At 69.1% G+C, this 12,710-nt stretch carries 14 protein-coding genes; 4 read left to right on the top strand and 10 right to left on the bottom strand.

Annotated features, from left to right (window positions below; translation table 11 throughout):
* Positions 1-23: 23 nt before the first annotated feature.
* The 3 genes from ACIPEK_RS10330 to ACIPEK_RS10320 all read right to left on the bottom strand — a co-directional run bounded on the left by ACIPEK_RS10330 (position 24) and on the right by ACIPEK_RS10320 (position 2,027).
* Positions 24-194: a hypothetical protein gene (locus ACIPEK_RS10330; protein WP_383076876.1), complete on the bottom strand. Its 171-nt coding sequence runs from the start codon at positions 192-194 to the stop codon at positions 24-26.
* A gap of 128 nt (positions 195-322) precedes the next feature.
* The gene (locus ACIPEK_RS10325) at positions 323-784 is read right to left on the bottom strand and encodes a molybdenum cofactor biosynthesis protein MoaE (protein WP_401993257.1); all 462 of its coding nucleotides are present in this window, start codon (positions 782-784) and stop codon (positions 323-325) included.
* 100 nt (positions 785-884) lie between these two features.
* Positions 885-2,027, bottom strand: a complete 1,143-nt coding sequence (locus tag ACIPEK_RS10320; RefSeq protein WP_401993254.1) for an SDR family oxidoreductase — start codon at positions 2,025-2,027, stop codon at positions 885-887.
* Positions 2,028-2,219: 192 nt separating this feature from the next.
* On the opposite strand from ACIPEK_RS10320, the gene ACIPEK_RS10315 reads away from it, so the two are divergent.
* Entirely contained in the window at positions 2,220-3,671 is a 1,452-nt protein-coding gene (locus ACIPEK_RS10315) for a zinc-dependent metalloprotease (RefSeq protein WP_401993251.1), read from the top strand.
* Positions 3,668-4,216 carry an NUDIX hydrolase gene (locus ACIPEK_RS10310; RefSeq protein WP_401993248.1) on the top strand — a complete coding sequence of 183 codons (549 nt, stop codon included), beginning with the start codon at positions 3,668-3,670 and terminating at the stop codon, positions 4,214-4,216. Before ACIPEK_RS10315 ends, ACIPEK_RS10310 begins: the two co-directional genes overlap by 4 nt.
* Before the next feature lie 82 nt (positions 4,217-4,298).
* Here the strand turns inward: ACIPEK_RS10310 and ACIPEK_RS10305 are convergent, their stop codons facing one another.
* The 4 genes from ACIPEK_RS10305 to ACIPEK_RS10290 form a co-directional block, all read right to left on the bottom strand.
* Complete coding sequence (locus ACIPEK_RS10305; protein ID WP_401993246.1) at positions 4,299-5,054, bottom strand: AIM24 family protein; 756 nt, start codon at positions 5,052-5,054, stop codon at positions 4,299-4,301.
* Positions 5,055-5,073: 19 nt separating this feature from the next.
* A complete protein-coding gene (locus tag ACIPEK_RS10300) occupies positions 5,074-5,754 on the bottom strand; it encodes an AIM24 family protein (RefSeq protein WP_327369746.1) in 681 nt (226 codons plus the stop codon).
* An 11-nt stretch (positions 5,755-5,765) separates the two neighbouring features.
* The gene (locus ACIPEK_RS10295) at positions 5,766-7,403 is read right to left on the bottom strand and encodes a TerD family protein (protein WP_401993242.1); all 1,638 of its coding nucleotides are present in this window, start codon (positions 7,401-7,403) and stop codon (positions 5,766-5,768) included.
* Positions 7,404-7,510: 107 nt separating this feature from the next.
* Complete coding sequence (locus ACIPEK_RS10290) at positions 7,511-8,134, bottom strand: M48 family metallopeptidase (protein ID WP_401993239.1); 624 nt, start codon at positions 8,132-8,134, stop codon at positions 7,511-7,513.
* 219 nt (positions 8,135-8,353) lie between these two features.
* On the opposite strand from ACIPEK_RS10290, the gene ACIPEK_RS10285 reads away from it, so the two are divergent.
* Entirely contained in the window at positions 8,354-9,499 is a 1,146-nt protein-coding gene (locus tag ACIPEK_RS10285) for a ThiF family adenylyltransferase (RefSeq protein ID WP_401993236.1), read from the top strand.
* A gap of 41 nt (positions 9,500-9,540) precedes the next feature.
* Positions 9,541-10,935, top strand: a complete 1,395-nt coding sequence (locus ACIPEK_RS10280; RefSeq protein WP_401993233.1) for an ABC1 kinase family protein — start codon at positions 9,541-9,543, stop codon at positions 10,933-10,935.
* A gap of 506 nt (positions 10,936-11,441) precedes the next feature.
* On the opposite strand, the gene ACIPEK_RS10275 is transcribed toward ACIPEK_RS10280, so the two are convergent.
* The 3 genes from ACIPEK_RS10275 to ACIPEK_RS10265 form a co-directional block, all read right to left on the bottom strand.
* Positions 11,442-11,765: a hypothetical protein gene (locus tag ACIPEK_RS10275; protein WP_383076920.1), complete on the bottom strand. Its 324-nt coding sequence runs from the start codon at positions 11,763-11,765 to the stop codon at positions 11,442-11,444.
* Between the two features lie 32 nt (positions 11,766-11,797).
* Positions 11,798-12,166, bottom strand: a complete 369-nt coding sequence (locus ACIPEK_RS10270; protein WP_401993230.1) for a WhiB family transcriptional regulator — start codon at positions 12,164-12,166, stop codon at positions 11,798-11,800.
* A gap of 173 nt (positions 12,167-12,339) precedes the next feature.
* Positions 12,340-12,672, bottom strand: coding sequence for a hypothetical protein (locus tag ACIPEK_RS10265; RefSeq protein WP_383076854.1), 333 nt, complete (start codon positions 12,670-12,672; stop codon positions 12,340-12,342).
* Positions 12,673-12,710 lie beyond the last annotated feature (38 nt).

Raw genomic sequence — 12,710 nt, 5'->3', positions numbered from 1 at the left:
ACGTTCGACGGAGGAACGGAGGATCAGACAACATCGGAACCGGAGCGCGATTTCTCCATCGCCTCACGGAACCGGGCGTACCCGGCGAGTTCTGAGACATCACCGGCCGTGCTATTACGGGTGGCCCAGCTTCCCCATATCGCAGCACCGAGTGCAGCGAAAAGCGGAATCAGCAACCAAGCGAGTGCTGCCATGACGACCTCCCTACCCCATGAGCGACCGCAACTGATCGATCAGCAGATTAACCATCTGCAGGACCAACGCTCACGGCTGGGGTGCGGTTACGCAAATCGGGGCGGCCGACCACCCGATCGGCTTGCGCTCAGCAGGCGCCCACCCACTCCTCGGTGCCGTCCGAAAAGCGCTGGTGCTTCCAGATCGGAACTTCGTGCTTGAGGTCGTCGATCAACTTGCGGCACGCCTCGAACGCCTCGGCACGGTGGGGGCAGGAGACGGCGACGACCACAGCGAGGTCGCCCACCCGGAGGTCGCCCACCCGGTGGACGGCGGCCAGTGCCCGGACCGGGAATTCCGCGACGACCTTCTCGGCCACCCGGCGCAATTCGTCCTGAGCCGAGGGGTGGCAGGAGTACCCGAGCGCACCGACGTCCTGACCGCCGTCGTGGTTGCGCACCGTACCGGCGAAGAGCGCCGTGCCGCCCGCGGCGTCGTCCCCGACCGCCCGGAAGATCTCGTCGACCGACAACGGCGTGTCGCGAATCGCCAGCAGCCGGATGGGGTCGCCGGCCGCCTGCTCGCCGGGGTGGTCGTGGGTGGAAACCATGGGGCCCATGGTGCCGTACCGCACCGACATCGTGGAATAGCGTTTTCCACCGGCGGACCGCCTCTGACCTTGGAGCCTTCTACAGACGGACCGCAACCGCCTAGATCCGGCGGCGGGCCTTGCGGGCGCGGCGGACCAGGGCGGCGGTGCCGAGCAGCGCCACGGTCGCACCGGCGGCACCTGCCGCGGTGGCGTCCTTGCGGCCGAGCCGGCGTCCGGCGACGGTGTGCCGGCCCTCGACCTCTTCGAGGAGCGCGGCAAGCACCTCCTCGTTGGTCCAGCTCGGGCGCCAGCCCGCGTCGTGCAGCCGGCTCACGCTGACCACCCAGGGATGCATCGTGTACGCCAGATCGCCCGCCGGGGACGGGGTGAGGCCGATCCGGTGCAGCCTGGCGGCGGCACCGAGTGCCACGGCGGAGGGCAGTTCCATCCGGCGGACGCCGCTGAGCTCCTCGACCTCCTCCTGTTCGAGCCAGCCGTCGCAGCCGACCGCGAACTCGCCGTCGATCTTCTCCAGCGCGGCGTACTCCAGGGCCGTGACCAGGTCGTCGACGTGGCAGAACTGCCAGGTGGGGTGTGATCCGGCGACGACCAGGAGGCGCGGCGACTCGAAGTAGCGGGTCAGGGCGGTGTCCGTACCGCCGACCAGTACGGTGGGGCGGACCACGGTGACATTGAGGCCGGGGTGGGCGCGGGGTGCGCGACGCCCGAGCCGTTCGATCTCCAGGAGGTCGCCGACGCCGGTGGCCTCCGCCGTGGCACGCAGTTCGGCGTCCTCGGCGAGAGGGATGTCGTTGTCGGGCAGCGCCCCGTAGACCATCGCCGAGGTGCAGAGCACGACCCGGTGGACCCCGACGGCCGCGGCGGCCGTCAGCACGGTCTGGGTGCCGCGCACGTTGTAGGCGGTGCGGGCGGCGGGGTCGGTCTCCAGGTCGAGATCGAGTGCCAGATGCACGACGACATCTGCGCCTCGCAGCTTCTCGGCGATGGCGGGATCCCGTACGTCGAGGATGTGCCAGGTCGCCTCGGAGACTTCTCCTCGGCGTTCGTCGATGGCGATGACCTGCTTGATCTCCTCGGACGCCGCGAGACGTGCGGTGAGCAGCTCACCGACGCCCCCCGCGGCTCCGGTGACCGCGACGACGGGGCCACGGTTCCTGGAGCGGTTCTTTGCGGGCTTGTTCTCGGTCGCGGGTTCGGACAGGTTTCGCGCTGCGCGAACCTGAGGATCTGGGGAACTCACCGGGCGTCTCCAGCGGTTGTCTTCAGTACGTACCCGAATGACGCGTACGTACCAGGTGGCGTCCATCCTGCCGCAGGCCGGGAGCCGGCGGAGCACTGAGGCCCCAAGCGGACTTTTGGTGTCTACGCTGGATGGTGATGTCGGGCAGTCGCCGTCGGTTCGAGCCGGCGGCCCTACGAGCCGAGGAAACCCGTGAGTGACACCCCATTCGGATTCGGCCTTCCGCCGGAGGAGCCGGAGAACGGCGACGAGGGCAAGAAGAAGGACCCCACCGGAGGTGGGCAGGGTTCCGGCGGGCCGGCGAAGCCGTTCGGCTTCGGGCCCGGCGCGGGCGGGGACAACCCGTTCGCGGCGATGTTCGGCACGATGAACCCCAACGACCTGGGTGCGGCCTTCCAGCAGCTCGGCCAGATGCTGAGCTACGAGGGCGGCCCCGTGAACTGGGACATGGCCAAGCAGATCGCCCGCCAGACGGTCTCGCAGGGCACACCGGACGGCACCAAGGACGCGAGCGTCGGCCAGTCCGAGCGGTCCGCGGTCGACGAGGCGCTGCGCCTTGCCGACCTCTGGCTGGACGGCGTGACGTCGCTGCCCTCCGGTTCGGTCTCCACCGTGGCGTGGAGCCGTGCGGAGTGGGTCGAGGCGTCCCTCCCCGCCTGGCAGAAGCTGGTCGACCCGGTGGCCGAGCGCGTCGGTCTGGCCATGGGCGATGTGCTGCCTGAGGAGATGCAGGCCATGGCGGGCCCGCTGATCGGCATGATGCGGTCCATGGGCGGCGCGATGTTCGGCCAGCAGATCGGGCAGGCCGTCGGTGTGCTGGCGGGCGAGGTGGTCGGTTCGACCGACATCGGGCTGCCGCTGGGCCCGGCGGGCAAGGCCGCGCTCCTTCCGCTGAATGTGGAGAGGTTCGGCAAGGACCTCAGCGTGCCGCAGGACGAGGTGCGACTGTATCTGGCCCTGCGCGAGGCCGCCCACCAGCGGCTTTTCGCCCATGTTCCGTGGCTGCGCTCGCATCTGTTCGGCGCCGTCGAGGGGTATGCGCGCGGCATCAAGGTCGACACCAGCAAGCTGGAGGATGTGGTCGGCCAGTTCGACCCGTCGCAGCCGGAGCAGCTGCAGGACGCCCTTCAGCAGGGCATGTTCCAGCCTGAGGACACGCCGGAGCAGAAGGCCGCTCTGGCCAGGCTGGAGACGGCGCTCGCACTGGTCGAGGGCTGGGTGGACGCGGTGGTGCACGAGGCGGCGAAGTCCCGTCTGACCTCGGCGGACGCACTGCGCGAGACCATGCGCAGGCGCCGCGCCTCCGGCGGGCCGGCCGAGCAGACGTTCGCCACGCTCATCGGCCTTCAGCTGCGTCCGCGGCGGCTTCGTGACGCCTCGCGCCTGTGGGCGTCGCTCACGGACGCCCGCGGTCTCGACGGGCGCGACGCCCTGTGGGAGCACCCCGACATGCTGCCGACCGCCCAGGACCTGGACGATCCGGACGGCTTTGTGCATCACGAGCAGCTGGACTTCTCCGAGCTGGACAAGATGCTCGGAGAGGCCGCGAAGGGTCCGCAGAAGCCCGGGGCCGAAGCGGGCGACGCGGGCTCCGAGGAAGCCGACGACCGGAAGAGCGACGGCAAGGGCGAATCCGACCAGTGAGCCTGTACGACGACGCCGTTCTCGCACTGAAGGGGTACGGGAACCGGGTGGACCCGGCCCAGGAGGAACTGCGCCAGGTCTATCTGGATCACTTGGTCCGGCATCCCGACGGCATGTGGAAGGCCTGCGAAGCCGGACATCTGACGGCAAGCGCACTGGTGATCGATCCGGAGCGCGGCCGGGTCCTGCTCACCCTCCACCGCAAGCTGCAGATGTGGCTGCAGATGGGCGGCCACTGCGAGCCGCAGGACACCACGCTGGCCGCCGCGGCGCTGCGTGAGGCCACCGAGGAGTCCGGCATCAGCGGCCTGACCCTGCTCGCGGGCGGACCGGTGACGCTGGACCGCCACCCGATCCCCGCGCCCTGTCACTGGCATCTGGATGTGCAGTACGCGGCGCTGGCGCCGTCGGGCGCGACGGAGCAGATCAGTGACGAGTCGCTGGACCTGCGCTGGTTCGCGTACGACGAGGTCGCGTCGGTGGCCGATACATCGGTCGTGCGGCTGATGACGCGGGTCCGCGCAGCCCTGGAGCAGCGCGGGTAGGGGTCGGCATGCGGCACAGGTGAGGGGCGGTCTCCGGGGAGACCGCCCCTCAGCCGTGTTGTCCGTGCCGGTGCGCTGCGGCTCAGTTCCAGGAGTTGTTCTGGTTCTGGCCGTGGGCGCCGTGCTGGCCCATTCCGTACTGGGCCCGGACGCCCTGGCCGATCTCGTGGTTCTGCGGGGGCAGCACCTCGCTCGGCTGGACCAGGGCGAAGCCCTGGCCGAGGAAGCTGAGCTCCCAGCCCTCGCCGGTGTTGCCACTCCGCCGCCAGACGCCCGAGGAGTGCGTCTGGGCCTGCATCTGCACGCGCAGCGAGCTGGACCAGGCGACGATCGCGTCGGCATCGGCGTTGACGTACTTGTCCGGCGTGACCTGCATCATCAGCGGCTGGCCCGAGGTCATCAGAGCGACCTTGCCGGTGCCGGAGATGTTGAGCTGGTACTTGCCGGTGCCCGAAATGCCGTACTGGCTGTCCACCGCGATGACCTCGGTGTGCAGCGAGGAGTCGAGCGCCAGGACGTAGGCGCTGTCCACCGTCATGCCGTCGTGGTCGACGTCCACGACATGGATGTACTGCGCGAGGTTGGCGAGGTAGACGGTGCCCTGCCCGGAGCAGCGCATCAGGTCCAGGCCCTCACCGGTGCTCGCGCGGGCGCGGCGCTGCCCGTGCGACTGGTACTCGCCGTCGAACTCCATCAGTCCCTGATAGGCGACCATGGCGCCCTTGCGGGCGAGGACGTCGTCCTGGCCGGTCAACGAGACCCGCAGGAGCTGCGGGTTCTGGACGGTGTACCTGTCCTGGGACTGCTGTTCCGTGTAGCCGAAAAGCGGACTCTGCATGGTGTGTTCTCCCTCCCCCTCAGTTCCGGACCCGCAGGCGGTCGGTACTGTCCTCGCTCGGCTGTACGACGACGATGCCCTGGCCGGAGAAAGCCATCTGGTACGCCTCGCCGCTGCCACGCCCGATGAGCGAGGATGCCTTGAAGCTGCGCTTGCCCTTCACCTTGAGGTTCGGGGACCACGCCACGAGGGCGTCCGGGTCGACGTAGGTCTCGTCCTCGCCGCGTCCGCAGTCGACGACGATCGGTGTGCCGCGCGAGGTGATGGCGACCCAGCCGGTGCCCGAGATGCAGACGTTCCACAGGCCCTGGCCGGCGAACTTCGCGAGGCCCTTGACCCGCTCCACGCCCCAGGTGAGATGGCCGTCGAAGGCGAGGACGTTGGTGCCGTTGACCGAGAGGGAGTCGTTGTTGAGATTGATGACGACCACATCGGCGCCGTAGTCGGCGAGGTAGAGCAGTCCGTCGCCGGAGCACTTCATGATCGGTGCGCCCTCGCCGGTGATCCACTGGGAGGCGATCTGGCGGACGGCGGGCGGGTTGGGTTCGTACTGGATGAAGCCCTCGTACGCGACCATCGAGCCGGTACGTGCGTAGAGGTCCTGGCCGGTGGCCATGGCGACCTTGAGCATCGCACGGCCGTGGTTCTCCATACGGGCCGTGACGGGGGTCGGGGCGTAGCCCGCGAGTTGCTGGTTCATGACGGGCTCCCTCAGACCTCGTAGGGCTGGACGACGATGAAGTTGCCGGGGGCGCCCCGGAACTGAAGGTTCACGGTCTCTCCGCTGTGTCCCGGGTACGCGTTGCGGCGCAGCCGGACCTGGCTGGAGATGATCACCTGGGACGCGGACGACCAGGCCACGACGGCATTGCAGTCGGCGAAGGTGGTCGGGGTGACGGGCAGGACGACAGGGACGCCGTGGGTCTTGATGACGACCGTGCCAGTGCCCTGGAACTGCATGGTGAACAGGGCGCCCCCGGGGATGCCGTGGCCCTCGATCCTGCGGACCTCGTGCTGCAGCGACTCGTCGAAGGCGAGGACGTTCTCCGCCGAGACGCAGATGCCGTCGCCCTGCAGCTCGATGGCGTGCAGATGGGAGCCGTCCTCGGCCAGGAAGACCTGTCCGCGGCCGGTGCAGCGCATCAGCTGCATTTCCTGGCCGGTGGAATTGCCGACGATGCGGCCCGCGAAACCGGCACCCTTGTAGCTGAAGTCGACCTTCCCCTGGTACATCACCATGCTGCCCTGGCGGGCGAGCACGGGTGTGCCCCCCATGGTGAGGTCGACCCGCATGAGCTGCTGGTTCTGCGGGGTCCAACGCTGCCCGGTGGCCGTCTCCTTGTACGGCTGGAGCGCGGCCTGAAGACCGGCCCCGGCCTGTGGCACGCCTTGCGGTACCCCGTGGGGCATACCGGGAGGCTGCATTCCGGGAGGCTGCTGGCCGTACGGAGCAGGAGCCTGCTGGCCGTACGGAGCGGGGGCCTGCTGCCCGGACGGGGCGGCGGGCTGCTGGCCGGGGATCTGCCCGAACTGCGGCTGCTGGGACGGCTGGGACGGCTGCCCGTACGGAGCCGGGGCGGGGCCGGGCGGCGGCACCGTGCCACCGAGCGGTGCCATCGGGGCTGCCATCGTCGGCGCGGAATGCATCTGATGTTGCGGCGTGGGGGCCGGGGCACCGAAGGACGGGGCCGGCTGCGGGGCTTGGGGTGCCTGTGGTGCGGCCGGGGCGCCGAAGGACGGGGCGGGCGCCGGTGCGGCCGCCCGGGCGGGCGGGGCGAACGACGGGGCGGCTGCCTGCGGCTGAGGCACGGCGGGCTCCTCCTCGGCGACCTCGCCGCCGAAGTTCTTCAGCAGCGCGTCGAGGCCCCCGTCGAAGCCCTGGCCGACGGCGGCGAACCGCCACACGTCCTTCAGGTAGAAGTCGCCCAGCATCACCGCACGCTCAGTGGTGAACTCCGAACCGTTGAAGGCGTACCTGACGACTTCCTCGCCGCCCGCGACGATCCGGATGTATCCGGGGCCGACCTGGGACATCTGCCCGGCGCCGTCGACCGTCGCCGTGAACGACAGCTTGTGGATGTTCGCCGGAATGCGGTCCAGAGTGACGCGGAACGACTCGGTGTCACCGGCCTGGGCGCCGAGGAGCTGAATGGACTCCTCGGGTGATTTAGGCTGATTGAAGAAGATGAAATACCGGTCGTCGGAGAGCTGTTCATTGGCATCGAGGCCGAAGCAGCTGATGTCAAAGGTCAGTCCCGGGCCGGCGATCTGCACACCTACGTACAGGTCCGTCCCCGGCGTGAGATCGCTGATCTTGGCCTTGTGGCCGCGTTGGAATTCCCTGGCCATGCGTAACGACCGTCCCCCATCCCGAATGTGAATGCGTCGCGCCAGGCTAACCGCAAACTCCGACATTGAGCTAAGTCGGTACACACCCGGTACAGAATCGCCGAACGTCACTCACCGCGCGCAGCAGGCAGATGCGGCAGCCGGTCGGCCGCCACCACCCCTTCGAGGTAGCCGCGAGCCCGCTCGGTCCGCGAGTACGCCTCCAGCAGCCGCCAGAATCGCGGACCATGACCGGGGACCAGCAGATGCGCGAGCTCATGGACGAGCACGTAGTCGACAACGTACTCGGGCATGCCCTGCAGCCGGTGCGACAGTCGGATGCTGCCCTCCGCCGGGGTGCAGGACCCCCATCGGGTGTTCTGATTGGTCACCCACCGCACTGACGCGGGTCTTGCCCGGCCCTGAAAATACTGGGCGGACAACCGCTCGGCCCGCTCGGTGAGTTCGCTGTCACCGAGGATGCGTTTGCTCTCCTGGGCCGCGAGTTTGTCGAGCATCACGTTCACCCAGCGCTGCTCCTCGGCCTCCGACATCCGGGCAGGGATGAGCACGATGGTGCGGTCTCCCTCCCGGTACGCGGAGACCGTTCTGCTGCGGCGATTGCTCCTGCGGACCTCGACCGCGCTCGTTGCCGAGGCGCGGGGCGGACGGTCCGTCGCGCTGCGCTGATGGGTTCCGGCGCTGCGCGCGGGGGTCTCCCCGGCGAATCCGGGTGACGGGTCGGCGGGCACGCCATGACGTTACCCGGTGTCAGTGGGGGAAGTCCCGCCTCCGGGACGGTTGCGCTTGATCAGCTCCACGGCATGCACCATTTGAACGACTAATACCCCATGCCTGTGGATAACTTTCTGCAAACTTCGACGCCTACCTGCATTCTGACAACGGATCTCGCGGAGGTCCGGGCCACAGCCCACGCACAGAGATCATGGAACACAGACCGGGGGAACGCCGTGTATCCGATGTTGAAGCCCGCACTGCGCCGCGCATGGCGTGGCCGGGGCACCGTGCAATTCGGGGTGACCCCCGCTCATGCGGTGAAGCTCAGTCCGATGGATATCGCGACGGGCTGTTTTCTGGAACTGCTCGACGGTACGCGCGGCCTGCCGCTGCTGCGCGAGGAAGCCCGTGCGTTGGATCTGTCGGACCTTCAAGTGGACACCTTGGTCGGCCGATTGACGGATGCGGGCCTGATCGACGATGTGCGGGCTGTCGGCCCGGAGACCGATGCGTTACGGAACCGGCCCGGCGCCCTGGAGCGGCACCGCCCCGATCTGGCGTCGCTCTCCGTCGTCCATCCCGAGCCGGGCGGCGGGATGCGACGGCTGGCGGCCCGCCGGGCGATGCGGGTCCAGGTGCGGGGCGCCGGCCGGGTCGGTGCCGCGATCGCGGCGGTGCTGTCCGGATCCGGGGTGGGCCGGGTGGAGGTTCTGGACGGCGGGTGCACCGAGCCGTGGGACGTCTCGCCCGGCGGGCTACCACCGTCAGCCGTCGGGGAGCGCAGGGACACCGCCGCCCGGCAGTTGGTGCGCAGGTCCGCCGCGGGTTCGGCTCCCCGGGCACCGGAGACGACGGGTTCCTCGGCGGGTGGTGAGCCGGGGCTGTCACTGATCGTGGTCGCTCCTCGCGACGGACTAGGGGTGTACGCCCCCGACCCGCGTACGGCCGAACCGTGGATCGCTTCGGGGACTCCCCATCTCTATGCCGGAGTGATGGAGGCGACGGGAGTGGTCGGCCCCCTGGTCCTGCCCGGGGGTACGGCGTGCGCGGGGTGTCTGGCGCTGGAGCGTGCAGACCGGGATGAGCAGTGGCCAAGGATGCTGTCTCAGTGGCAGTCCGGGCGGCGCACCGCTGTACAGGCCTGTGACCTGGGGCTGGCGACTGCGGTGGCCGGTCTTACGGCCGCCCACGCACTGTCCTTCCTGGACGGGGAGCTGCCCGCCAGTACGGGGACGCGCTGGGAGGCCGCGCTGCCGCTGTTGGACTGGCGGTCCGAGCAGATCCGGGCGCACCTCGGCTGTTCCTGCGGAGCGGCTGGGCACACTGAGGGGGAGCGCGCCTCCGGGGTCGAAGCGGCGCACGACACAATGGCCGGGTAACCGCCGCACGCGGTACGGCAGTCTGGGATTTGGAGGGGCTCATGTCTGATCTACCCCGGAAAGCGGTCACTCGTACCGCCAAGTTGGCCGCCCTGCCACTGGGCTTCGCCGGCCGCGCCACGTGGGGCCTGGGCAAGCGGATCGGCGGGAAGTCGGCGGAGTTGGTCGCCCGGGAGGTGCAGCAGCGCACTGCGGATCAGCTCTTCAAGGTCCTGGGCGAGTTGAAGGGTGGGGCGATGAAGCTGGGGCAGGCCCTGTCCGTCTTCGAGTCTGCGCTGCCCGAGGAGGTCGCCGGACCGTATAGGGCGGCGCTCACCAAACTGCAGGAAGCCGCACCTCCCATGCCCAGCGGCGCCGTGCACGCGGTGCTGGAGGAGCGGCTCGGCGAGGACTGGCGGGAGTTGTTCCTCGAATTCGAGGACAAGCCGTCGGCCGCCGCATCGATCGGTCAGGTGCACCGGGCGGTGTGGCACGACGGGCGGGAAGTCGCGGTGAAGGTGCAGTATCCGGGCGCCGGAGAGGCGCTGCTCTCAGATCTGACCCAACTCAGCAGGTTCGCCCGGTTGCTCGGTCCGTTGATCCCCGGAATGGACATCAAGCCGCTTATCACGGAGCTGCGCGACCGGGTCTCGGAGGAGCTGGACTACGAGCAGGAGGCACGGTCGCAGCGGGACCACGCCGAGGAGTTCGCGGCCGACCCGGATGTGGCGATCCCCGCTGTGGTGCACCAGTCCGACCAGGTTCTGGTGACGGAGTGGATGGACGGTCTTCCGCTGGCCGACGTGATCGCGGAGGGCACGCCGGAGCAGCGGGACCGGGCCGGCCAGTTGCTGGCGCGCTTCCTCTTCTCGGGCCCAGCGCGCACCGGGCTGCTGCACGCGGACCCCCATCCGGGCAACTTCCGGCTGCTGCCCCCGGAGGACGATGCCGGCCAGGACGGGCAATGGCGGCTCGGAGTACTGGACTTCGGCACGGTTGACCGGCTGCAGGGTGGTCTGCCGCGGCCGATCGGGGACTCCCTGCGGCTGACGCTGTCGGGTGATGCGGATGCGGTGTACGAACTGTTGCGCAAGGAGGGGTTCGTCAAGGACTCGATCGACCTCGACCCGGATGCGGTGCTCGACTATCTCCTCCCGATCATCGAACCGGCACAGGTGGAGGAGTTCACCTTCACCCGGAGCTGGATGCGCAATCAGGCGACCCGCATTGCGGATCCCCGCTCCCCCGCTCATCAGCTCGGCAAGCAGCTGAATCTGCCGCCCGCCTATCTGCTGATACACCGGGTGACGCTGAGCACGATCGGGGTGCTGTGCCAGCTGGGTGCGACGGTGCGGCTGCGTGACGAACTGGAGTCCTGGGTACCGGGGTTCCTGGTGGAGGATCAGCAGAAGTCCGTGGTACAGGAGTTGGCGGGCGACGCGGCCGCCGGTGCGTAGGGCAGCCTTCGAGCCCCCGGAGCCGGCCCGGGTTGTACTCACGACCCGGAGCGTAGCGCCCCGAGCCGTGACGCCCCGGGCCATGATGCCCGGGCAGCACCACCAGGGGTGTCACCACCAGGCAGAGTCGAGACGGCTCTCGATCGCCCTGATATGAGTGCGGGCGCACTCTTCGCAGAAGTACTGGTGTCTGCCGTTCTCCACGGAGCAGATCCAGGTCGGCGGTGTGGTCCCGCTGTCGGCGGAGGTACCGCAGAGGGCACAGAAGGCCACAGCGTCGTCCCTCTGCGTGGGTTGCTGAATCCGGTGATGAGTCTCCTCGTCCACCTCGTGACGATAACTCCGTCTCTGCTGTACCGCGCGGCACCACACAGCACGACCACACAGCACGACCGCGGGGCCGGCCCGTTCGGACCGGCCCCGCGGAAGGGGTACTGACTATGGGTACTGATTGCTGCTGGGCAGAGCGGCTGCCCGGCAGCGGGGGCTGCTGGTGTTCGGCCTGACTAGTGCATGACCGCCATGGCCAGCGCACGGCGGGCGCGCATCGAGGCGCGCTCGGCCCGGCGCTGCATCCGGCGCGCGGTGACCAGGCGCACGGCCTGGCGTTGTGCGTCGGCTTCCCTCAGGCGGTCGTGCATATGAGCACGAGCCAGGGCTTCTGGGATGAGTTGCATCTCGCGGGTCCTGTTCTGACGCGAGTCGTTCGCGCCGATGATCGTGACGTTCGGTGTTGCGGAGCCGACGGGCTCATTCGTGGGGACGGACATTGGTGCCTGATTTCGGGGATCGTGGGTGTGGGGGCGGTCGATGGTTCCGATGCGCTTCATGGGTTTGGGGGCCGTGACCCCCAGTCCGGCGGTCACGCCGCGACCGGGTTCTTGCGCGGACGGCCACGCGGCCGCTTGCGAGCAACGACAACGCCCTGGATGAAGAGCTCACCACCCCAGACGCCCCACGGCTCGCGGCGCTCCTTGGCGCCGGCGAGGCAGGCCTCGACGAGCGGGCAGGTGCGGCAGAGGGACTTGGCGTACTCGACGTCGGCCGGCGACTCGGCGAAGAAGACCTCCGGGTCGTAGGAGCGGCAGGGGACGGGCACGCCGAGGTTCTCGATGGCGTCGTCGAGCGCGGTGAGCGCAGTGAGGGGGATCAAGGTGGAGTCCTCCGTGAGGCCGGGCGGCGGGAACGTTTCGAAAGGCGGTACGGACGGGGCGTGCGCTTCGAGTTGCACGGTGGGTGGTGTCCTCGTCTGGTCGTTCCGGCCTGTTGGCCGGGGGGCGGCTGGTACCGGGTGTTGCTTGTCCCGAGGCTCCTTCGCGCTGTCTCGTCCGTTTGGACAAAACAAAAGGGCCGCGGATCCCGAGTGGGGTTCCGCGGCCCTGAAGGCGCCGGCCTGATTCTGAATCAGGCTGGATCACTCCAGGGTTCAGGCCCACGGAAGGCCCACATCGTGTGGTGCATCGTCTGCTTCTTGGCGCCGGATTCCGCTCCTGCACCGACGGCCGCAAAGGCATAGGCCTGGGCCTGTCCCTTCGCTACTGCTGCTGCCGGTGCCTGGGTCGGTCGCTCATTGCGCTCCCGCACGGGGAGGTTCGACAGGGACACCGGGCTGACGGCGGAAATGCCGGACAGACCGGTGCCACGCAGCGAGAACTCCGAAGAGCAGGCGAGGCCGAGCGAGCAGGCGGAGACGACCGAGAGATCGGTCATTTTGTTGGTCTCGATGATGCTGATCACTTCAATCGCCTCCTCTCGGCGTCTCGGGGGGACCGGCG

It is taken from the genome of Streptomyces sp. NPDC088246 (genome assembly GCF_044741025.1).
Classification (GTDB): domain Bacteria; phylum Actinomycetota; class Actinomycetes; order Streptomycetales; family Streptomycetaceae; genus Streptomyces.
This window is presented reverse-complemented; position numbering and strand designations above follow the sequence as displayed.

What these genes read in the sequence shown, in the direction of transcription:
- ACIPEK_RS10300 (WP_327369746.1), bottom strand. Translation starts at nt 5,754, where the DNA reads ATGAACCAGCAACTCGCGGGCTACGCCCCGACCCCCGTCACGGCCCGT.
- ACIPEK_RS10305 (WP_401993246.1), bottom strand. Translation starts at nt 5,054, where the DNA reads ATGCAGAGTCCGCTTTTCGGCTACACGGAACAGCAGTCCCAGGACAGG.
- ACIPEK_RS10330 (WP_383076876.1), bottom strand. Translation starts at nt 194, where the DNA reads ATGGCAGCACTCGCTTGGTTGCTGATTCCGCTTTTCGCTGCACTCGGT.
- ACIPEK_RS10295 (WP_401993242.1), bottom strand. Translation starts at nt 7,403, where the DNA reads ATGGCCAGGGAATTCCAACGCGGCCACAAGGCCAAGATCAGCGATCTC.
- ACIPEK_RS10275 (WP_383076920.1), bottom strand. Translation starts at nt 11,765, where the DNA reads ATGAAGCGCATCGGAACCATCGACCGCCCCCACACCCACGATCCCCGA.
- ACIPEK_RS10280 (WP_401993233.1), top strand. Translation starts at nt 9,541, where the DNA reads ATGTCTGATCTACCCCGGAAAGCGGTCACTCGTACCGCCAAGTTGGCC.
- ACIPEK_RS10325 (WP_401993257.1), bottom strand. Translation starts at nt 784, where the DNA reads ATGGTTTCCACCCACGACCACCCCGGCGAGCAGGCGGCCGGCGACCCC.